This is a genomic window from Streptococcus bouchesdurhonensis (assembly GCF_948472335.1).
The window spans coordinates 1-21,427 of the sequence record NZ_CAOKTW010000009.1 but is presented as its reverse complement, the minus strand read 5'-3'; the positions used below and the strand labels follow the sequence as shown (position 1 = coordinate 21,427).

The window sequence follows — 21,427 nt, the reverse complement described above, 5'->3', positions numbered from 1 at the left end:
CTATTTCCTATCTACACTTTTCTTTACTTTTTTGTCATGTACTTGCAATTCTGTTAACGCTAGAGGGCTTGCCAAGCCTTCAAATCGAAGACGAAGGGCATAGGTTTCCACCTTGTCAAATTCAAAACGAATCTCTTCAGCCTTGTCGCTTGACACTTTTCGGATAGCTGATACAGGTCGCCAATTCTCCTCTTGTTTGAGCATAGAATCCTTATCCAAATGATTTGGGGTCCGAGGCAAACTAGGCTCATTCCCTACATAATAATCAATAAAAGTAGGCTCCATCGCCAGGTATTCTTGATTTTCAACATAATACAAGGTCACGTTATCCACAAATCGCGGTTTTAAAATCCCTGCATCTCCAAAAAGCATGCCCACGCTGGCTTGCTCTGACTTGGTAATCCAAGTATTGGCTGTCGATTTTTTCCGAGTAATGACCTTGTCATTGAGGTAAGAGGCTGGGTGATTCGGTTCTGAGTGAGAAGCAAAGACCAGAGGCAGGTTGGACCCTGTCCACTGATTGGAAATAACTTCTCCATCTACACTGGCATCTGTCACATGAATGGTGACTGTTGCTGGCAACTCACAGCCCGCTACCTGCCCTGTGAGAACGCATTCTCCTACCTGAGTATAGATTTGAGGCTTGAGTTCATCCCAAGTAACCTTGGCTGTATCTCGTCTGCCATCTGATAAGACTAGCTTGACTCGGTCTGGTAAATGTGGGACTTCCTTGACAAGCGTCCAAACCCTTTCAGGTTCAATAGCGGAAATCCCTTGGACACAAACCTGAGCAGAAGCCTTTAAATCCAAACCCTCTAGCTGACCAGATACCGTAAACTCATGAAAGCTTGCCATATCTTCTTCGGATATTGCCTCCCAAACAACCTTGACTCGTTTTGCACCCCCGAGCTCATAGTCCACCAAAACTGAAGATGGCAGCTGTGGATAAGTTCCCTTAGCTGTATACAAGCGAAGTGGTCGTACAGAAACTGCCTGCCCTAGTGAGGTATTTTCTGCGACCTGCAAATGAGTTTGATAGGTTTTGCCTTGATACATGGCTCGGATAGCCAAGTCGCCAGCAGATAAACAATGAAGCACTCCCTGTTTGATAATGGCCTGGGCACTACCACTCATCTCCCAAATCACTTCACTATTCCCCACCTTGTTCACAGGGTTATCCACAGTTTGTGGATAAAGTCCAATAGCTGGGGAATCCCCTTCTTGTAATCCGGCCTGCTTATCCACTCGAATCTCAAATAAGCGCTGATTTTTCACTGGCTGGCAATCAAAAGCCTCTCCCACTAAGAGATCAAAACTTGCTGTCTCTAGCCCTCTGGCACTGGCCTTTACTCTTACTTGGCCTGCCTGCTCCAAGCTCTGAACCAAAAGTACACCTCTGCCATGGAAGGCTTTCCTCTTAAACCAACCATTTTTCTGAGCCTGATAACGTTCACGACTGGCCTGCCTGCCATTATCAACACCCACAATGCGAGCAGGCCCTTCAATTTCAAAATGAAGCTGATTGGAAGCAGTCGGCACCCAGTTTCCTGATTTATCCAATACATCAAAATAGAGATAAAGGAGGTCTTGCCCATCTGGCTCCAGTTGTGATTTATCGGCATGTAACCCGATTTTGGCTGGCTTACCTGCAGTTACCACCCTATCTTCTGCTACAATCTGACCTTGACGGTCATAGGCTACAGCATGCAATTCTCCTGGTTGATAAGCCAAGCGCCATTCGAGATAGAGTTGGTCAGATCCTTCTCCCTCTTGGTATTTTCGACCGTCTGAAGTCCATTTTTCCTGAAAAGTCTTCCTACCTTGAGATTTTCCATTTAGAAATAGCTCTACAGAACCAGCATTTGAATACACTCGAACAGGGATATCCCCATACTTATCCACAACTTGTTGATAACTCTTGTGGATTTCCCAATTCCAATGGGGCAGGATATGAACCATAGGTTGCTGATCTAGTGCCAACCACTGACTTTGATAGAGATAATAATCATTTTTAGGAATCCCTGCCGTATCCACGATCCCAAAATAGGAACTCTTGACAGGTGTGTCATTTTGGTTGTGCCAAGGAGTCGGCTCACCGATATAGTCCACTCCTGTCCAGATAAACTGACCCGCATAGTCTAACCGATTTCGATCTACTATCCAAGCAGCCGTCGCCGTCTTCCCCCAAGGAACCCGATCATTACCATAGTCTGACTGTTCAAAATTCCGCACGCGGCGATTATCCCCAATCCATTCCTTATCTGGGCGAAAATAGCTATCACGCGTCCGTGTAGCCGATGAGGTTTCAGACCCGTAAAGTCGCCACTTGGGATGTCTTTTGCGAATTCCATCAATATTATCTTCCGAGTAATTCAAACCCACCACATCCAGCAAATCAGCAATCTTTTCATGACCTCCAGAACCATCTCCAAAGCGGAACTGGTCCATTCCCATGGTCACAAAACGACTATCATCCACTTCCTTTACCCTTTCTAGCAAGCGTTTGATAGTCTTCAATGAATGAGCATCGCCATTTGCTTCGCTGACTTCATTTCCTAAGGACCACATAAAAATCGCTGGATTATTCTTGCCACGCTCAATCATAGTACGCAAATCATAATCTGACCAGAAATCGCCTGCTTTCGCTTCTGGATGAGTAGCTTCTTCCTCAAAAAAGCGACCATAGTCATATTCTTTCTTGCCTCCATACCAGGTATCAAAGGCTTCTTCTTGGATGAGTAAGCCCATTTTAGCAGCCACATCCAGCAAAATGCTACTGGCTGGATTATGGGTGATTCGGATTGCATTGACACCCATTTCCTTCATCTGGCGCAATCGTCTCTCAGCAGCTGACCTATTTTCCACAGCTCCCAGAGATCCATAGTCATGGTGCAAACAAACCCCGTGAATCTTCAACCAGCGACCATTTAGAAAGAAGCCCTTATCCGCTTGCCAATCCATATAACGGTAACCAAAAGCCTCCTCTTCTTCATCAACCAACATGCCATTTTTGTAAAGGCGAGTCTTCAATTGGTAAATGTGGGGATGATCAATATCCCAAAGCAAAGGTTGGAAAATTGATATGGCTTGTTTGAAATGATATTTTTCCCCAGACTCAATCATTACAGAATCAGTCACCTGCCAGTCTGACAGCTGTTGTCCATCATACCAGATACTCTGTTCCAAATACACCGACACGGACTGAGTTCCATCATTTGAAACCTTACTTGTAAGCTGAGTTTCCACCCATCCATCTCTTTGTTCCATTAGCTTGGGACTTTCTATCTTAATCCCATATAAATCCAGATGTACCGAATCCGTAATCAACAATTTCACTTCTCGGTAAATACCGCTACCAGAGTACCAACGACTGCTAGGTTGCTGATTTTCCACAAAAACCGCAAGCTGGTTGGCCGTCCCATCATTTCTTAGATAAGGCGTGATATCATAAGAAAAAGGTGTGTAGCCATTGGGATAATAGCCCAGCACTTGCCCGTTGATATAGACTTGGGCATTCATATAAACTCCATCAAACAACAAACGCACCGATACAAGACTAACATCTTCTTCCAAGTAAAACTGCGTCCGGTACCAGGCCTGACCCCCATTTAGCTGACCACCCTCATTTTGCGCTGGCGAATACTGGTCAAAATCATTGTAAATACTCCAGTCGTGTGGCACTTGAATAGCCTGCCAATTTTCTCTATGAAAATCCGGCGCCAAGGCCTCTTCTTTCCCCACCTCTTGGCTAAAAAACCAGTGATTTCGCAAAACTTCTTCTCTTCTCATACAGGCATTCCTCTTTAAACAACTCGATTTACTTGACTATAGCACAAAACAAAAGCGCTTTCAAGACTTCCTCCATCACTCCCTAAATCCTCAGAAAAGATTCTATAATTTGTGGAGGAGGATTTAGTTCTCAAAGATACAAGGGTGATACAAAAAGAGCCTGACTCCAGGCTCTTTAGTCTATTATTTCTTCTCAGCACGGAGGGCTGACAAGATTTGTGTACGGATATCATCAACACCATTTGGCGTATTTGGTAAAAAGATGGTTTGATTTCCTTTAGAAGCAAAAGTGTTCAAGGTATCCAAATACTGGTTGGTCAAGAGGATGGACATGATTTGTTCTTCTGTCATGCCAACATTGGCTTCCTTGAGTTCTGTGATAGACTCTGCCAATCCATCCACAATCGCCTTACGTTGTTGGGCAATCCCCACACCATGAAGGCGGTCTTTTTCTGCTTCGGCTTCAGCTGCAGTGACGATTTTAATCTTGTCTGCTTCCGCCAATTCTTGCGCTGCGACCCGCTTACGTTGCGCCGCATTGATTTCATTCATGGATTGCTTGACTTCTGCATCTGGTTCAACCTTGGTTATCAAGGTTTTCACGATAATATAACCATAAGTAGTCATTTCTTCTGCTACTTGGTGTTGGACTTCAAGGGCAATCTCATCTTTTTTCTCAAACAATTCATCCAAGGTTAATTTTGGAACAGAAGAACGAAGGGCATCTTCGATATAAGATTTAATCTGAGATTCTGGACGCATGAGTTTATAGTAGGCATCTGTCACGCTCTGCTCATTGACACGGTACTGAGTCGCCACATTCATCATAACGAACACATTATCCTTGGTCTTGGTCTCAACCACAATATCGCTTTGCAACAAGCGCAACTGAATCCGTGCTGCAATCGAGTCAATTCCAAAAGGCAAGCGAATATGAATACCGCTATTGGCAACCTTTTGGTATTTCCCAAAGCGTTCAATAATCGCCACCGACTGTTGACGAACCACATAAACTGTACTCAGTGTGACTATCACCAATAGGAGCACACAAACCACCACAAAAATCATCAAAAATGTTGCCATTATCGTGACCTCCATCATTATTTTTCCTGTATTATAGCACATTTAAAGAAGGCTGTGCAGTTTTAACTGCGATTTTTAAAAATAAAATGTTAACCATCTATTTTGTAACTAAAAAGATAGCCTCATACAAAGCTATCCTTTGATTCTCATCAATGCGCCAACATTTCTTGAGCGATTTCTTGGCCAGATAGGTTATCTGGGTAGTAGGTTGGCCAGTTATCCATTTCTTCAAAGAGGGCTTCTTGGCTTGTGCCTCCAAAGAAGATATGGAAATGTTCTGCCTTAACTGGGGCGATATTGTGGTCACTAAACTGAACATACTTGAACTGTCCAGCGTCTGCATCTGTGGCTTCAAAGAGGAAGCGCACGCCACGATTGCCTTTCTTGTAAGTCAAGATTTTCTTACCAACATACTTGTAGGTGAATTTCTTACTTTGTCCACCTTGAACAAATTCCATAGTATTATCAGAAATGTTGATCTTAGTGACATCTGTCTGATAGCCTTTTGTATAGTAAGCCTTGTACTCAGCCTGAGTCATCTTACCAGTCAACTTAGACTTGTAGTCAAAGACTTGGTCAAACGTACCATCTTCAAGGAAAGGATAAACTGATTGCCAGTTACCTACATAGTCACTCAAGGTGCGGTCCTTGACGTCTGCATCCTCGAAGTAACCATTTTGAACTGTCTTGGTATCCTCTGCCTTTTCAGGCTCAATTGCTGGGCCTTCTTGGTCCGTTGTTTGTTTCAGAGCCTTGAGGTTTTTCTCCATAACGGAGATGTAGTTTTCGCCAGCCTTGGTATCCTCTTCTGTCAGACTTTCTAAAGGATTGAGGACATCTGTTTTGACACCTGCTTCTTTTGAAAGTGTGTTAGCAAGTGCTTGTGAAGCATTTTCTTCAAAGTAGATATAGGCAATTTTATTTTTCTTGACGTACTCTGTCAATTCTGCCAGACGAGCAGCTGATGGTTCTGCATCTGGAGAGAGACCTGAGATTGCGACTTGTTTGAGTCCATAGTCCAAGGCAAGATAGTTAAAGGCTGCGTGTTGAGTCACAAAGCTCTTTTGTTTGGCTTGAGACAAGCCTTCTGCATAAGCCTTATCCAAGGCTTGCAATTTTTCGATATAGGCAGCAGCATTCTTTTCAAAGGTCTCTTTTTTATCAGGATAATCTGCTGACAAGCTATCACGGATGTGCTCTACAAGTTTAACGGCACGAACTGGTGATAACCAAACATGGGGATCGTACTCATGGTGATGGCCTTCTTCGCCATGGTCATGGTCGCCCTCTTCTTCCTCACCACCTGGCAAGAGCAACATATCGCCTGTCGCCTTGATGGTTTTGACCTTTTTCTTATCCAAAGTATCTAGCAATTTAGGAACCCATGTTTCCATGTTTTCATTTTCATAAACGAAGGTATCTGCGTCTTGGATTTTGGCAACTGCCTTGGCAGACGGTTCATATTCATGGGGTTCTGTACCAGCACCGATGAGGAGTTCTACATTAGCAGTATCTCCTGCGACTTGCTTGGTAAATTCATAAACAGGGTAAAAGGTTGTCACAATATTTAGTTTGCCATCTGCCTGCTTTTGATTGGAACAAGCCACTAAAAACAAGGCACATAGACTGGCGAACAATAAGCTAATTTTTTTCACGTTAGTCTCCTATTTGATAAAACGTCTTACTAAACTGCTTAGTAAAAAGACAGTTACAAAAATAATGGTAATACTTGCACTTGCAGGTGTTTCTGCATAGTAGGAAATGTAAAGTCCTGCTACCATTCCCAAAAAGCCAATCGCACTAGCAAGCAGCATAACCGATTTAAAGTTTTTCCCTAGACGAAGGGCAATACTGGCTGGCAAGACCATAATGGTCGATACCAGAAGAGCTCCCGCAGCTGGAATCATAAGGGCAATGGCCACCCCCGTCACCATGTTAAAAAGAATGGACATGGTACGAACTGGCAAGCCATCCACAAAGGCCGTATCCTCATCAAAGGTCAAAATGTACATCGGACGAAGGAAGAGGAAGGTCAAAATCAAAACAACCGCCGCAATGACAAAGAGGGAAATAACCTGCTCTTCGCTGATCGTCACGATTGAACCAAAAAGATACTGGTCCAAACTCATAGAACTCGAGCTTTTACCCTTGCTCATGACAATCAGAGAAACAGCCAGACCCGTTGACATGAGGATAGCTGTCCCGATTTCCATAAAGCTCTTGTAAACCGTACGGAGATACTCCAGAAAGACCGCCGCAATCAAGACAATAGCAATAGTGGAAATAGTTGGCGAAATCCCCAGAACCAGACCAAAGGCTACACCCGAAAGCGAGACGTGGCTGAGGGTATCACTCATCAAACTCTGACGGCGCAAGATAAGGAAGGTCCCCAATACCGGCGAGAAAAGACTCATGGCAATAACGGCCAGAAAGGCACGTTGCATAAAGTCATAAGATAACAAACTAAGCATGGCCCACCTCCTGATCATTCTCATGAACATTGAAACAACGCCATGGCGAGTCTTGGTTACGGACTAGATGAATATTGCGATCCGCATAATCCTTAACTTCTTCAGGGTCATGGGTAATCATCAAAACAGCCTTGCCATGATGATGGGCGCTGTGGTGCATGAGTTCGTAAAATTCATTTTTACTTCCTGCATCCATTCCTGTTGTCGGCTCATCTAGGATAAACACATCTGGGTCAGAAGCAAACATACGCGCAATCACCGCTCGCTGCTTTTGCCCTCCAGAAAGAGACCCCAAGCGTTTGTCTCGGTGTTCCCACATGCCAACTGAATCCAGACTAGCCTTGATATGCTCCTCATCATGAGCATTCAAGCGACGGAACCAGCCTTTTCGTGGATAACGACCCGACTTGACAAATTCGTAAACCGTACTTGGAAAACCCGCATTAAAACTGGCAATCTGTTGAGGAAGGTAGGCTATTCTCAATTTCTTACCCTGTGTATTTGTCTTTGAAATAGTCACCTTTCCAATGCGTGGCTGGAGGATTCCAAGACTGGCCTTAATCAGTGTCGTTTTAGCTGCCCCATTCTCCCCCGTCAAGGTAACAAATTCCCCACTATCAACACTATAATTGATATGTTCAAGAACGGGCTCCTTATCATAATAGAAGGATAAATCCTCTACCGTAATATATCTCATTATTTGATTTCTCCTACTAAAGCAGTCAAAAACCGCTGAATCACTTTTTGTTCATTTGGAGTAAACTGAGTCGCCACTTGTTCATAGGTTAAAAGTGTATGCTCATGGTGATGATGGTGTTCCTCAGCGATTGGACGAGCCAAATCAGTCAACTGATAAAAAATCACACGCGCATCCTTCGGATCTTTAGATGTTTCCAACATCCCTTCCTTGACCAAAGACTTAATGGCCTTGGTAACTGCTGCCTGACTGACATTGAGGCGACGCGCCAATTCTGAATTTGTTAAAGATTCCTCTGACAAGAGCATGAGAATGTGCTCCTGAGTATTGGTCAGAGCCACTTCGCTAGTGCAATGACCTATTAGAATTTCATGCTGATTTTCAGACTTCAAGATAACCTCATTCAAAAAGGCATCGATATCCTTCGCTAGCTGTCTCATATCTGACTCCTTTCCTTTTAGACTTCTCTTTTTTAAGAGAAAATACTATTCTTTGAAATTATTTACTGGTTAATTATATCACAACCAAAAAAAGAGTCAAGAAAAAACGTGAAAACTAGTTTCATTCTTGAACTCTTCTATATTATGATCTATTGAAATGCCTTGACATCTCCATCGTAAGTCGCCCATCATCTGAATCTATTTTAGAAAACACAACTCTTTTTCTTCTAATTATATATAAAATGGAGAAGAGCAAAGTCTTCTCCAAATACATACTTTACCTCACTCAAGAGGTCTAGCAATCTATAACTAGAAACTCATTAAAATTTTGAACAAATTTTACTCATTATCCTTCTTACGAAGAACGATACTTAGACCACTCAAAATTCCAACAAATCCGAATGCTGCCAAGGCTGCGTTCGATTCCGTACCAGTATTTGGCAATTGAGTTACCTCAGTTGATGGAGCTGGATAAGTGTTTCCATCCGGATTGTAATTTGAAGGTACTGGTTTGTTCGGAACTGCCGGTGTTCCCGAATCTTCCGCCACAGGTACAGGTGGTTTTGGAGTCTCGTTTCGTTGAGGTGTTGGAGCTGGTTGTGGTGTAGGTGCAGGAGCTGGATTTGGCTCCGGAGTTGGAGCCGGTTTTGGTTCTGGCTTAGGCTCTGGTTGAGGTTTTGGCTCTTCAGGAATCTTCAGCTCTGGAATTTCCACAGTTGGCGGATCTAACGGAACCACTCCACCTTCAAATTCTGGCACTTCAACTTTTGGAACTTCAATTTGCATTACATATTGGTAAACAATAGTTGTTGTTCCTTCTTTAACCAATCCTTTTTCTTCCACAGTATTTTTAAACTTATCACCTGCTGGAAGAACACGTTTCAATCGGAATGTTACTCCATCTACTACGATAGTTTCAGGAGCTGTCACAGCGTACTCTTCTTCTGTAGCTTTGTAAGTCGTTTCTTCTTTATCACCAGTAGTTGTAGTTGTTGCTTCAGCTACAATGACATTGTTCTTAGCGACTACATCATCCGCAAGGAAGTTTTCATTAATATCTACGAATTTAACGATAACTGTTCCTTTTTTGTCTTTTGCGTAATCACGTACACTATTTGGTTTATTCTGAGAATACTTAACAACAACCGCTGAATCTTTAGATTCATGTGTTACAGCTAATTCATCTACCTTAGCTTTATCCACAGTGTAATCTTTGATTTCTGGTGACACTACTTCGACAAGTTTTTGTTCTGGAGTCCAATCTCTTGTGTACGTCACTTCACCAGTTCTACTGTTGATTTCGGCAGTTCTTGTGAAACGAGCAGTTTGTTCAACTGGCGCACTTGCTTCCTGACCTGCTTTTGGTCCGTTCTCATAAACATAAGTAATGTTACGCTTCACTTCTGTTAGTAGACCTAGATCTTTGTATGTGCGACCTTTTGGATCGTTAGGGATTTTATCCTCTGGTTTTGGAGGATTTTGATCACCATCGTTAGGTTTAGTTGGATCTACTGGAATTAAGTAGTCGTATTGGTAAACGACAGTCGTAGTTCCTTCTTTTACCTTACCTGTTTCTTCTGTAGTATTATTGAACTTATCAGAAACTTCATATACACCACTGTATTTAAATTTCTTACCATTAGCTTCGATAACATCTTTACGACTCGCTACAGTGCTGTATTCTTCATTTGTAGCTGTATAAGTAGTTTCTTCGCGATCTGCGTAAACTTTTGTCATTGCTTTTTCAACAATAACATTGTCTTTAACAGTTACCGCTTCATCGATTTCATTTCCTTGAGCATCAACATACTTAACAACTACAGATCCTTTTTTGTCTTTCGCTGCATCGTGTTCGATAATCTCAGGATTTTCACGATATTTAACAATTTCGCTACTATCTTCAGATTCATGCGTTACTGGTAATTCCGCTACTTTTTCTTTATCAACCGCATATTTATCGATTTTTGGCGATACTACTTCTGCAAGTTTTTGTTCTGGAGTCCAATCTGTAGTGTAGGTCACTTCACCTGTTCTACTATTGATTTCGGCAGTTCTTGTGAAGCGAGCTGTTTGGTTAACTGGTGCACTTGCTTCTTGTCCTGCTTTTGGTCCATTTTCGTAAACATAAGTGATGTTACGTTTTACTTCTTTCAATAAACCTAAATCTTTGTATGAACGGTTTTGTGGATCATTAGGAATCTTATCTTCTGGTTTTGGAGGAGTGCTTTCTCCTTCATTTGGTTTAGTTGGATCTACTGGAATTAAGTAGTCGTATTGGTAAACGACAGTCGTAGTTCCTTCTTTCACCTTACCTGTTTCTTCTAATACGTTGTTATACTTATCAGAAACTTCATACACTCCACGGAAGACATATTTCTTACCATCTTTATTGATTGTATCAACTTTTTTCTCAGCAGCATTGTAGTTTACATCATTTTCTGTTACTTCGTCACGTGTTGATAGTACAACATCACCTGATTTAGTAGCGTATGTTTTCGTTGTTTTTACAACTGCATCCGTCACTACATTTTCTGGATCTTTGATTTCATTACCATCAGCATCAACGTACTTAACAACTACTGAACCTTTAGCTTCAGTTACAGTCGGAGTTGCATCTTCTTGTTTATCTAGAGCATAGCTGTAGATAACGTGTTTTTCACCTTCAGTTACGTCCCCTGTTGCTGAAGCTGAGTCAGATGTTGGTCCTACATATTTGTAAACTAAACCTGTAGCTTCGTCTTTTAGTGTTGGGTATTGTTTATCAGTAGTGTCATATGTTTCTGTAACTGTGCGTTTTTCTTTACGTTCAGATACTTTCACACCTTTTGAGTAAGTTACATAAGTGTCTTCATACTCTAGAGGAACATTATTTTTCACTACTTCTGTTTCTTTTAATGTTTTTAGGCTTCCATCTTCGTTAATCACAACGTGTTTTACATCAACAGAACCTGTTTTTGTAACTTCTGATTTAGACGGAGTTTTTTCTTCTTCACTTACTAGACGGTATTCGTAAACAACTTCTGTAGTTCCTTCTACTACTTTACCACTAGCTGCTGGAGAACCTTGTTTTAGACCTACATACTCGTATGTGAATCCAGTATCCGCATCTACTAAGGTTGGATATTGTTTTGGAGTTGTATCGTAGTTCTGTTCAACTGGTTTAACATCAGTACGTTCATCTACTTTTGTTTCACCAGAATATAGGCTTACGATAGTTTTTGTTTCAAGCGTTACATTATCTTTGTCAGTTTCTGATTTTAATTGTTTTCCATCAGTTGTTACATACTTGATAACGACACTACCTTGTTTAGTAGCTGTTTCTTCTCCAGCTTCTTCTTTTGTAATCTTCAAGTTGTAGTAATGTGTAACTACTGGTTTTGCTTCACCCATTACTTTGTAAGCACGTACTGGTGTGATGATTTCTTTTGTATTGTACTCTGTTGTAGGGGTTGTTGTTACCTGAGTTCTTTCACCTACTGTTCCTGTGATAATATATTTATTTTCCCCGATTCTTGAAGCTGCAGTATTAAAATCATCATCGACTATACTATCTCCTGATACTGTAATCTTACCGTCTTGAGAGATTGTAATGGTTCCTTTTTTGAGTATTGTGCTTGTAGTTTTTTCTTCTGTCTTAGGATCTTCAGTAAAATCTACTTCAGGTATGCCATTATAAATAGGATATTCCTCTGTAACAACTTCACTATGTCCTTGAATATTGGCATCAGAATTTTCAGGTTCAAAAGAATACTCTGTTGTTGTTGTAATTTCCTTATGTACTCCAGCTGTATCTTCTGTTTTTGTAGTTACATTTGTGAAACTTAAACGACCTAATTTATCAGGTAAAAATTTTAAATACTTACTTAACTTTTCCTCTTGTGGGAATAAATTATCATCAAGCGGAGCATGCTCTACAAGAGTTCCAGTGGTTCCAGATTTCTTTTCTAATAATCCAATTTCAACCGTTCCATCTTGGATTTTATCTTCTAATTCTTTCAGATGATTATCTAAACGTGTTCTAGCTGCTTGGACTTTCGCCTTATTCTCTTCTCCTACAGCTATTTTTTCTAAATAATCTAGGGCTTTGTAATTAGCTAGGGCATAGTTTTTCAAAACATCTTTTAATGAAGAATGGGCTGCATCTATTTTTCCTGGAGCGTATTCTTCTCTTGTTTCTGGATTATAGACGTGCGGTCCATTGAAATCTTTAATTCCTGCAAAACCATATGTTGGATTTGATTTCGCAGCTGCAACAATATCATCAGCTGTTCCAAAAATCCCATCCGCACCTGGTCTTCTATACTTAGCATAGTCACCTATATCATCAGAATAATCTTCTGAAACATAAGAATCATAGTCTTTTTTACCTAACACGTATGTATCCATACGTTGATTAACAGGTTCATAAGTCTCTGTACCTTTTTTAGTAACCTTAACTTCTTTACCTGCACCGACAGCATAAGTATCCTTATCAAGGACAAGAACAGTATCCCCTTCTTCTAGCGTTACGTTTTCTTTCGTAAATTCTTTGGCATCTGCTTGACCGTTTTTCCACTGAGTTGCAGCATCCTCGTCACTAGATACTCCATTTTCAGCTACAACATACTTACCGTATTGCCCGTCAGCTGTTTCTTCTACTAGATAGACTTTCCCTTTTGTTTTAGTATAGTCAATCTCACCTAGCTTATTGTGCATTCCTTCTGGCGATACTCTTGCTTCGATGTTGTTGAAGTTTGTTTTGTCATAAGTTGCTTTATCCGCATTTTCGACTTCAGAACGTACGTATTCGTAAACTTTGTTGTTGGCTTCTACTGTATCTTTTTTACCAGTAGCTTCTGTAACAGCGTCACCTGTTTTAGTAACAGTTGATTCACGGTAGTCTTTTCCATCTGTGTCGTAAGAAAGACCTTTTTTATCGTAAGGAGTTGTAACTGAACCTTCTCCTGTCTTTACTGTTTCTGCAGGTTTTAAGTCTGATTTATCAGAATCAAGCTTGTAATTAACCGTTGCCTCTGATTTAAAGTTTAATACATCACTTCCATCAGCATCACCTGTATGGTTGTTGGCTTTTGTTGGTTCTGGCGTATCTTTAGCTAATACCGCATCAACTTTTACAGTTTTAGACGCATCACTGTCATCAGTAAACGTTGTGGCTTCTGTCGAAGCTACTTTCGATGTATCACTCACTAAAGTTACACTATCACCACCATTAGATGTAACAGCAGCAGCTACTGGACTTGCACCAACAGCTAAAGCCACACCTGTGGCCAAAATCGTTGCCCCGATTAACTTAGAATCAGTTCGACCATCTTTGTACTTACGAAGAGAAAATTTCTCTCGCTTATCTTTTGCAAACATAAAACTGCACCTTCCTAAAATTAAGACCTGAATACTATTAAGTACCAAACTATGAATTATGAAACTGTTTCCATAATCATACTATCTATTATATCACTTTATATGAATAATACACGCTTATATAACTCTAAAATATCAAATTTTTGATAGTCTTTTGAGAATGTTGAAGAGGGATAATCTCCTTCTTTTTGATGAGCCTTCACTAAGATAATTAATTCTCCAACATCTTTAAATCGTTTAATATTTATATCTCTACTCGCATAATATCTATGTGCCAAATCTGCATCTGACAAGAGGCAAACCAAGCCCATAGAAGAAGCTTCCACAGCCGCATTCGCAAAACATTCACTCATTGAGCAAGAGATATAACCTTGGTGCTTTTCATAAGGAACTTTTTCCAGAAAACCTGCATAATGCACATTAGGCGGTAAATCTTCTTTTTTATAGCCATCAGGTAAATTCCCATAAATTGTTAACTGGCTATCAGGAACTTGCCTAAAAGCCTCAATTGCCCATGCACAACGTTTAATAAAGGTCATATTCCCAACAATACACCAATCGGTGACTCTTGTATATTCTTTTTCCAAAACTCTATCCACAAACATCGGGGGTAAAAACTGAACCTTCTCTTTACCTAACATCTGCTCTAAAACAGGACTAGCTACTATATTCCTACACCAGGTTTGTAACACAAACTTCATCATAGGATCGAGAATATTATAATGAGTGTAAGCAAATAGCTTTCTTCCCGTATTTTGGAAAAATTTCCTTAACTGCAGTGGATACTCATTGATCATATCAATGACAAATCTATCTTCTTGACTTGAATGTTCTGCCAAATAAAGATTCACCAATTGCCATTGAGTATAGGTCTCACCACTCCTTAGATTGTGATAGCGGTGATAATTTTCGCTCACATCACCCTTCAGTAGTTCTCCTTTACTATCATAAAGAGTAAACTGTTTCTCTAGATAATCATAGCGATAGAGTAGTTGAGAGGTGTAACATTCAACATATCCTGCTTGATAGTAAACAAGACCTACATATCCTTCTTTCGTGTACTCTATTTTATGGACATCCTTTAATTCATCTAAAAAATCTTTTTTGACACTCGGTTTGTTTCTAGCCAAGTCAGATTGTTCAAAAATCACATGATAAAAATTCTCAAATCCGAGATTTTCTAGTGTTTCCACAAAATTTGGAACAAAATTTTCTAAATTTGTTAAAACAAGCTCTTGTTCTACTTGCAAACTTTTAAAAATTTCTTGACGAGCCAATTGACTTCTTTCAAAACCATAAGAGCTTACAGGAACTCCTTCTTTGATTGTAAATACTTTCACCATTATCTATTCTAAAACATCTTCTAATCTCAAACCACGACTTCTAGCCAATCTTGCACGGAAGGCCATACCTCGTTTATGTCTCTCTGACAGACGATAACAGGTCGTCACGATATTTAAAACCAAGGCATTATCCTTTGTCACCATACGAGACCACAAATGCCAGTCTTCAAACCCATCACAGTGCTCATCATACCCTCCTGCTTCCTCATAGGCGGCACGCTTAAAAATAACTGTTGAATGATTAAATACATTTCTATAGGCAAGCTCTAGCCATAACTGTTCTCCAAATAAATGATTATAATTATTTCGCTTTATTTTATTCGTTATCTCATCTTCCTCTACAATGACTTTAGCTCCAATAATATCCAATTGAGGATTCGTTTCCAATTCATGCAATAGAAGATCTAGATGCCAAGGCATCCAAATATCATCTGAATCTTGCCTTGCCACATAATCCGTTTGGGATATCCTTACCCCATCATTCAAACTTTTTGAAATCCCTTGATGGTTGTTTTTCACATACTGGATACGTTGGTCCGCTAGATAAGCTTGACAAACCTCCTCAGTATGATCTGTCGAACCATCATCGATAATTAGCAGACGAAAGGCTTGGTGAGTTTGATTCAAGACAGAATCAATCGTTTGGCTAATGGTTCCAGCGCCATTATAGACAGGCATGACAATATCAACAAGTGTGTCCGATTGGGACACATTTTGATAAGGAACTCCCAATTTTTGAAAAGCATCTGATTCGTGCGTTGTTAAGAAGGTACGATAACCATGCACAGAGACACCTTCGATATCTTTTATCAACAAAAGAGAAGTTGAATAAAAGCCATGTACATCAACAAACTCATACTTTTCTAACAAAAGATAGATTTCTTCTTCAAAACACAAATCAGATTCCACTTTGTCAGCTGTGTTTAAATCCAATCCTACTCTCGGATGAGGATAGTATCTGACAGAATCGAGTCCAGAAAGTATTTTTCCTGTCAATCGCTTGCTTAGTTCAATATCTCCCAAATCAAAAGGAGAACCGAGCGCTTGACCTAAAAACACAGTAATCTTCTTGCCATTTTTAGCTCTCTGGAACCCTTTAGGCTCTGTCGAAAAATTCAAGATTTCCTGCTTTTCTTTCGGGAAAAGAATGCACTCTTTAAATACTGTATAATGTTTCTTTGAATAAGACATGATATCACTCAAGGTGAAATTTGTATGTTCTATAAGCCTGTCTAGATTTTGCGTATACATATTAAGCGGAACAACTGAAGTACTACCATCATCAAAAGTATACAAATTCATGCTATCTGGATTAAAAATAGTTAGTGCAATAGGATTATCTAAACTAGCTAAATATAAGTTTTTAATTTCTTTATCTCGTAAAAAAGTATGCACCTTTTCCAGAATATTTCTTCCCTCAAGTACAAAAACTTCCTCACAGAAATCTTCCATCTGTTTAGCATAGTTAAGCTGTCTCTTGTCTTCTGACATTTTTAAATAAATCCCGATAAAATTTTCCGAGACAACTTTAGCTACTTCTTTAGCAACTAACACTTGAAACGGAGATGTGCAAAAGATTATATTTTTCAAATTTAACTCCTTATAAAATTCTTACCAATTCATTCATTTGGATTTAAACATCTCTTACCTAAAATTATAGCATATAATCTGACCTCTATCCAACATAAGAAAAGCCAAGTAAATACTAGATATACAACTCCAATAAATCTTAAATTTCTAGTTTCTGATAATTCTTTTATATTTAGAATGATGTAAGATAAACTAAAAATTTGAAATAAAAAACTCTAGAAGTCAGATACGCAATCCAATTTCTAGAGTCACTTCTATATTCGTCTATTGAAATTCCTTGACATCTCCATCGTATGTAGCCCAGTCTTTACTGAAAAAGCGCTCATTCAGGTGGTACGTCGGAGCTGGTGTTGGATTGGATAGGAAAGGATCAACTGCCTTGTCAAAAGCCAACCAGCCCAACCAACCAAGGTGGATGGTATCCTTCATAAAGAAAGGCTCCCCACCGTCCTTAGAAAAATCTGCTATATTGGTAAAACCTTGACTTTCTAACTGGTAGCGAATCTTCTGCACCGTTTGTTGGTACATATCTTCTCGTAAACCAGCGTAGTCCATCCATTTTTTATTAACAGGTGGAATGATAAAAATCGGGTTTACCTTAGATTTAGAAAACTGTGTCAACACCAACTGTAAGTCATTATACTCTGGTGATTTGAGGTAGGTAAAGTTTTTCTGAGAATCCTTTAATTTCTTCAATTCCTTTTTAATCTGCGTATTATAGAAATAATTTTCCATTCCCAGATCATTATTGGAAGTATTCTTTTCAGCATCTGCTTTAACGACATCTTCTATAGCTTGATAAGAAAACTGGTCTGGCAAGGTCTTTAAATACTTAACTACATGCTTATCATAATTGACATAGCCTCTAACTGAAAACTGACCAAAAAAGGAAGCTTGACGTTCATTAAACCGAGCCAATAATTCAATCATCTCATTGTCTGCAGACGACAATTCTTCTTTACTTGCCAACTTCTGAACCAGATCCTTCATAGCTACGTTTGGAAACTGCTGTAGTAAGCGAGTCGCTGCATATTGACTGGCCTGGTCTCCTGATTGATGTTCCAGAAAACTGGTCAACTGGTCTCCATTAAAATACTGCTGAAAAGCTGCTGGCTCATAGCCATTTTTACTGAACCACTGAGGTGAGATAACATACACAACTTGTTTATTCTCCAGTTGTGGCAACATCTGTTGCATTCCAAAATACTGGTTGAGCGATGCAGCTCCCCTCTGTCCTAAAAGATAAGGACGGTAGGAGCGATTGTATTTCTCAGCTAATACCGCAGGATGAGCACCGTCAAAACGAAGCCATTCACTAGAGCCAAAGAAGGGAACAAAACGCATATTTGGATCAGATAGGGCTCTGACTTTTTGACTTCGCTCCTTAAAACTTTCAATGGTAGTAGCCACCGCTGAACGCTTCTCAGCTCCCAAATCATGATGCATCTCAGCAGGATAGAAAAAGATGAGCAGACAAACCAACAAACCAGCTATCAATACCGGTCCGAAGATCATCCATAAGCGTTTAAGCATTTTGAAGCTCCACAATACCAGCTATGATTTTATTGGCTGTATTCCAGTCATCACGACCAAACTCTGTTACAGGGACACGAATATCAAAACGGTTTTCAATCTCCACAATCAATTCAACCGTTCCCATACTATCCAAGACACCTGCATCAAAAAGATCTTCATCCATCATGTCAGAAACATCTTCCATAAACAACTCATCAATAATTTCGATAACTTCTGATTTGATATCCATATTTTATTTCCTTTATTTTTTAAACCATAAATCATTCAAAAATCCAGAAAAGATTAAGAATGACAGCATGACGACATGGAAGGTGATAACCATGCCAAGCAACTGAATCCAGCGATTCTCAGGTAGAGCAGGCTTCCCTGCTTTTTTCCGTTCCTTATTGAGCGTTTTTTTCTTACGAATCCAAGCGTCATTGATAACCAAGCCTAATCCATGAAAGAGTCCATAGGCGATATAGTACCAGGTCACACCATGCCAAAATCCCATAATCAGCATATTTACAATGTAGGCCACACTTGAGGTTACATTGCGATTTTTAAAGACCTTCTTTCTAGTCAACACCATGACCATTCGCATAAAGACAAAGTCACGGAACCAGAAGGACAGACTCATATGCCAGCGATTCCAAAATTCTTTTAAATCCCTTGATAAAAAGGGCTTATTAAAGTTGATAGGGCTACGGATTCCCATCAAATTTGAAATGGCTAAGGCAAACATAGAGTAACCTGCAAAGTCAAAGAAGAGTTCCAGACCAAAGGTATACATAACTGCCAAGGCATAGTGGTTAAAGAAGCCACCTGATTGCAAGGCTAGATTCTTCAGAGGAGGTAGTAAGGTCTCTCCTAAAACATGAGCTAGGATAAACTTATACAAAAAGCCCCACATGATATAGCGAACAGATTCATCCAACATATCCATCAACTCATCCCGCTCAGGAATGGTCTGATAATTTTCTTTAAAACGCTTAAAGCGATCGATTGGACCACTCGAGAAAGTTGGCATGAAGAGAAGGAAACGGAGGAATTCCCAGAGGGTAAAATCCTTAATCACTCCATCTCTCAGCTCGATGATAATCCCAACCGAACGAAACGTCAGATAAGAAATACCCAAGAACCCAAGCAAAGACTGCGTTCCATTGATAGCTGGCTGCACCTTGACAAAGATAATCGGAAGGAGGGATAGAAAGCTAACTAGGTAGAAGACCCACTTGCCATCCTTGCTTTTTCGATAATGCTTGTAGAAAAGCAGGAGCAATATTTCCCAGCAAAGGTAAATACCCAAGGCAGCCAACTGATTGGTCTTCCCACCTACCAACATGGTGACGATAAAGAAAAGACTAACCAGTACTTCATACCAGGCAAAGCGTTTCTTGAAAAAGAGACCGATAAAGATGGGCAAGGTTGCAGCAATCACATAGACAAAATACTGAGGATTCCCATATGGCTCTAAATGAGGAAGCTGTTGAAAGAACTCCATCATCTCTTATTCACCTCGTTAATCAATCCTTTGATGTCAATTTTTCCATTTGGAGTCAGTGGCAAACTGTCTCGATAAAGGAATTTAGACGGCATCATGTAGGACATCATGATATCTGTTAAATCTTCCTTGATAGCCTTGGTAATATCAATATCTCGCTCAAACTGCTCACGAACACCGTCTTTCAAAATGACATAAGCCAATAGATTTTGCACCTTGTGGTCCTTGTTATAGCGCGGAACAGCAACAGCAGACTCGATATAGCGAGACTTATTAAGATTTTGAGAAACATCTTCTAACTCAATGCGGTAACCATTAAACTTAATCTGGAAGTCCATGCGTCCGCCGTAGAGAAGTAAGCCTTCATCTGTCATGGTTCCCACATCGCCCGTGTGATAGGCTGGCAGCTCTTCAAACTCAAAGAAGGCTTCTGCCGTTTTTTCAGGATTGTTCATATAACCTTTTGAAACGGCTGGTCCAGAAACAATGATTTCTCCCTGTTCACCATTTGGCAGTTTCTTGCCATTCTCATCAATGATAAAGGTTGGAGAATCAGCCTTGGTATAGCCGATTGGTAGGCGTTTGAGAGTCGCCAGCATCTCGCCTGTCACAGCAACAGCTGACAGAGCCACTGTCGCTTCTGTTGGACCGTAGGCATTGATAATACGGGCATTTGGGAAACGCTCACGCAGTTTTTGAGCCGTTTTGACCGTCAATTCTTCTCCATCAAAGTAGAAATGCGTAATTCCAGGCATTTTCTCACTATTAAAGTCTTCTGACAACATGGCCATATCCGCAAAAGAAGGGGTTGATGTCCAGATAGCGATTGGCAATGAAAAGATGGTCGCAAAGAGTTGCTTAAAGTCCTGAGTAATAGCTGAAGGAAGAGCGAAGAGCGTACCACCTAATGCCAAGGTCGGTGCCCAGTACATGACAGACAGGTCAAAAGAATAAGGTGGCTGAGCCAGCATTTGCGGACGACTTGGCGTCGCAAATTCCTTATCCGTAATCATCCAGTTGGTAAAGCTGAGGAGGTTATCATGTGAAATCTGCACTCCTTTAGGCTTACCAGTTGTACCAGAAGTAAAGATAATGTAGTAGTTATCATCTCCCTTGACTGGATGCGTGATCTCATAGCTAGACCCTTGAGCAAAGGCTTCTTGAACCTGAGCTAGAGTCATCATCGGTGTAGAAACCTGCTCCAATGGAAAGTCTGAGATGGCAATAATCAAACTTGGCTCCGCTACTTCTAAAATAGCTGAAACTCGCTCCAAGGCTGAATGACTGTCAATGGGAATGTAGGCATGACCTGACTTAGTCAGCGCTACAAAGGTTGCCAACATTTCATATTCTTGGCCACCAAAAACGACCACAGGAGACTTCTCTGGCAAATCCAGTTGATCAATGGCTGCAGCCAAACTATCCGAATCAGCCTTTAAATCTCCATAAGTGTGTTCCTGTCCCAAAACATTGTAAACAGGATAGCTAGGCTGTGTCTGAGCAAAATGCTCAATGGTTTCAATCATATCTACTATTGGTTTATTTGACACAATAGGAATTCTCCTTCAAGTTAAAATTCATTATAGATAAAGCTTCCTTGACCCTGACCAAGATAGCTAAAGAAGTAAAGCAGCCCC

General features: G+C 40.4%; 14 protein-coding genes. All 14 read right to left on the bottom strand.

Annotation, left to right across the window (positions count from 1 at the left end):
- Complete coding sequence (locus QMQ21_RS14055; protein WP_053090695.1) at positions 1-3,789, bottom strand: glycoside hydrolase family 2 TIM barrel-domain containing protein; 3,789 nt, start codon at positions 3,787-3,789, stop codon at positions 1-3.
- Positions 3,790-3,972: 183 nt separating this feature from the next.
- Positions 3,973-4,857: an SPFH domain-containing protein gene (locus tag QMQ21_RS14050; protein ID WP_004235732.1), complete on the bottom strand. Its 885-nt coding sequence runs from the start codon at positions 4,855-4,857 to the stop codon at positions 3,973-3,975.
- 164 nt (positions 4,858-5,021) lie between these two features.
- Positions 5,022-6,527: a zinc ABC transporter substrate-binding lipoprotein AdcA gene (gene adcA, locus QMQ21_RS14045; RefSeq protein ID WP_049546879.1), complete on the bottom strand. Its 1,506-nt coding sequence runs from the start codon at positions 6,525-6,527 to the stop codon at positions 5,022-5,024.
- Between the two features lie 9 nt (positions 6,528-6,536).
- Positions 6,537-7,343 carry a metal ABC transporter permease gene (locus QMQ21_RS14040; protein ID WP_261814673.1) on the bottom strand — a complete coding sequence of 269 codons (807 nt, stop codon included), beginning with the start codon at positions 7,341-7,343 and terminating at the stop codon, positions 6,537-6,539.
- A complete protein-coding gene (locus QMQ21_RS14035) occupies positions 7,336-8,040 on the bottom strand; it encodes a metal ABC transporter ATP-binding protein (protein WP_001269496.1) in 705 nt (234 codons plus the stop codon). The genes QMQ21_RS14040 and QMQ21_RS14035 overlap by 8 nt, the downstream gene beginning before the upstream one ends.
- A complete protein-coding gene (adcR, locus tag QMQ21_RS14030) occupies positions 8,040-8,480 on the bottom strand; it encodes a zinc-dependent transcriptional regulator AdcR (protein ID WP_084865129.1) in 441 nt (146 codons plus the stop codon). Before adcR ends, QMQ21_RS14035 begins: the two co-directional genes overlap by 1 nt.
- Before the next feature lie 339 nt (positions 8,481-8,819).
- Positions 8,820-13,838 carry a mucin-binding protein gene (locus QMQ21_RS14025; RefSeq protein WP_261814672.1) on the bottom strand — a complete coding sequence of 1,673 codons (5,019 nt, stop codon included), beginning with the start codon at positions 13,836-13,838 and terminating at the stop codon, positions 8,820-8,822.
- 98 nt (positions 13,839-13,936) lie between these two features.
- Complete coding sequence (locus tag QMQ21_RS14020; protein WP_261814671.1) at positions 13,937-15,181, bottom strand: glycosyltransferase family 4 protein; 1,245 nt, start codon at positions 15,179-15,181, stop codon at positions 13,937-13,939.
- A gap of 3 nt (positions 15,182-15,184) precedes the next feature.
- Complete coding sequence (locus QMQ21_RS14015) at positions 15,185-16,771, bottom strand: glycosyltransferase family 52 (RefSeq protein ID WP_261814670.1); 1,587 nt, start codon at positions 16,769-16,771, stop codon at positions 15,185-15,187.
- A gap of 264 nt (positions 16,772-17,035) precedes the next feature.
- Positions 17,036-18,304 carry a D-alanyl-lipoteichoic acid biosynthesis protein DltD gene (gene dltD / locus QMQ21_RS14010; protein WP_261814669.1) on the bottom strand — a complete coding sequence of 423 codons (1,269 nt, stop codon included), beginning with the start codon at positions 18,302-18,304 and terminating at the stop codon, positions 17,036-17,038.
- Entirely contained in the window at positions 18,297-18,536 is a 240-nt protein-coding gene (dltC, locus tag QMQ21_RS14005) for a D-alanine--poly(phosphoribitol) ligase subunit DltC (RefSeq protein ID WP_000351967.1), read from the bottom strand. Before dltC ends, dltD begins: the two co-directional genes overlap by 8 nt.
- 12 nt (positions 18,537-18,548) lie before the next feature.
- The gene (gene dltB / locus QMQ21_RS14000; RefSeq protein ID WP_261814668.1) at positions 18,549-19,793 is read right to left on the bottom strand and encodes a D-alanyl-lipoteichoic acid biosynthesis protein DltB; all 1,245 of its coding nucleotides are present in this window, start codon (positions 19,791-19,793) and stop codon (positions 18,549-18,551) included.
- Entirely contained in the window at positions 19,790-21,340 is a 1,551-nt protein-coding gene (gene dltA, locus QMQ21_RS13995) for a D-alanine--poly(phosphoribitol) ligase subunit DltA (RefSeq protein WP_261814667.1), read from the bottom strand. The genes dltB and dltA overlap by 4 nt, the downstream gene beginning before the upstream one ends.
- 20 nt (positions 21,341-21,360) lie before the next feature.
- Positions 21,361-21,427: teichoic acid D-Ala incorporation-associated protein DltX (gene dltX / locus QMQ21_RS13990; protein WP_261814714.1), on the bottom strand; the 67-nt coding region annotated here is incomplete at its 5' end.

Coding starts and splice junctions, on each gene's coding strand:
- QMQ21_RS14050 (WP_004235732.1), bottom strand. CDS start 4,857: ATGATTTTTGTGGTGGTTTGTGTGCTCCTATTGGTGATAGTCACACTG.
- QMQ21_RS14055 (WP_053090695.1), bottom strand. CDS start 3,789: ATGAGAAGAGAAGAAGTTTTGCGAAATCACTGGTTTTTTAGCCAAGAG.
- dltD (WP_261814669.1), bottom strand. CDS start 18,304: ATGCTTAAACGCTTATGGATGATCTTCGGACCGGTATTGATAGCTGGT.
- QMQ21_RS14040 (WP_261814673.1), bottom strand. CDS start 7,343: ATGCTTAGTTTGTTATCTTATGACTTTATGCAACGTGCCTTTCTGGCC.
- QMQ21_RS14020 (WP_261814671.1), bottom strand. CDS start 15,181: ATGGTGAAAGTATTTACAATCAAAGAAGGAGTTCCTGTAAGCTCTTAT.
- QMQ21_RS14035 (WP_001269496.1), bottom strand. CDS start 8,040: ATGAGATATATTACGGTAGAGGATTTATCCTTCTATTATGATAAGGAG.
- dltC (WP_000351967.1), bottom strand. CDS start 18,536: ATGGATATCAAATCAGAAGTTATCGAAATTATTGATGAGTTGTTTATG.
- adcR (WP_084865129.1), bottom strand. CDS start 8,480: ATGAGACAGCTAGCGAAGGATATCGATGCCTTTTTGAATGAGGTTATC.
- QMQ21_RS14025 (WP_261814672.1), bottom strand. CDS start 13,838: ATGTTTGCAAAAGATAAGCGAGAGAAATTTTCTCTTCGTAAGTACAAA.
- dltB (WP_261814668.1), bottom strand. CDS start 19,793: ATGATGGAGTTCTTTCAACAGCTTCCTCATTTAGAGCCATATGGGAAT.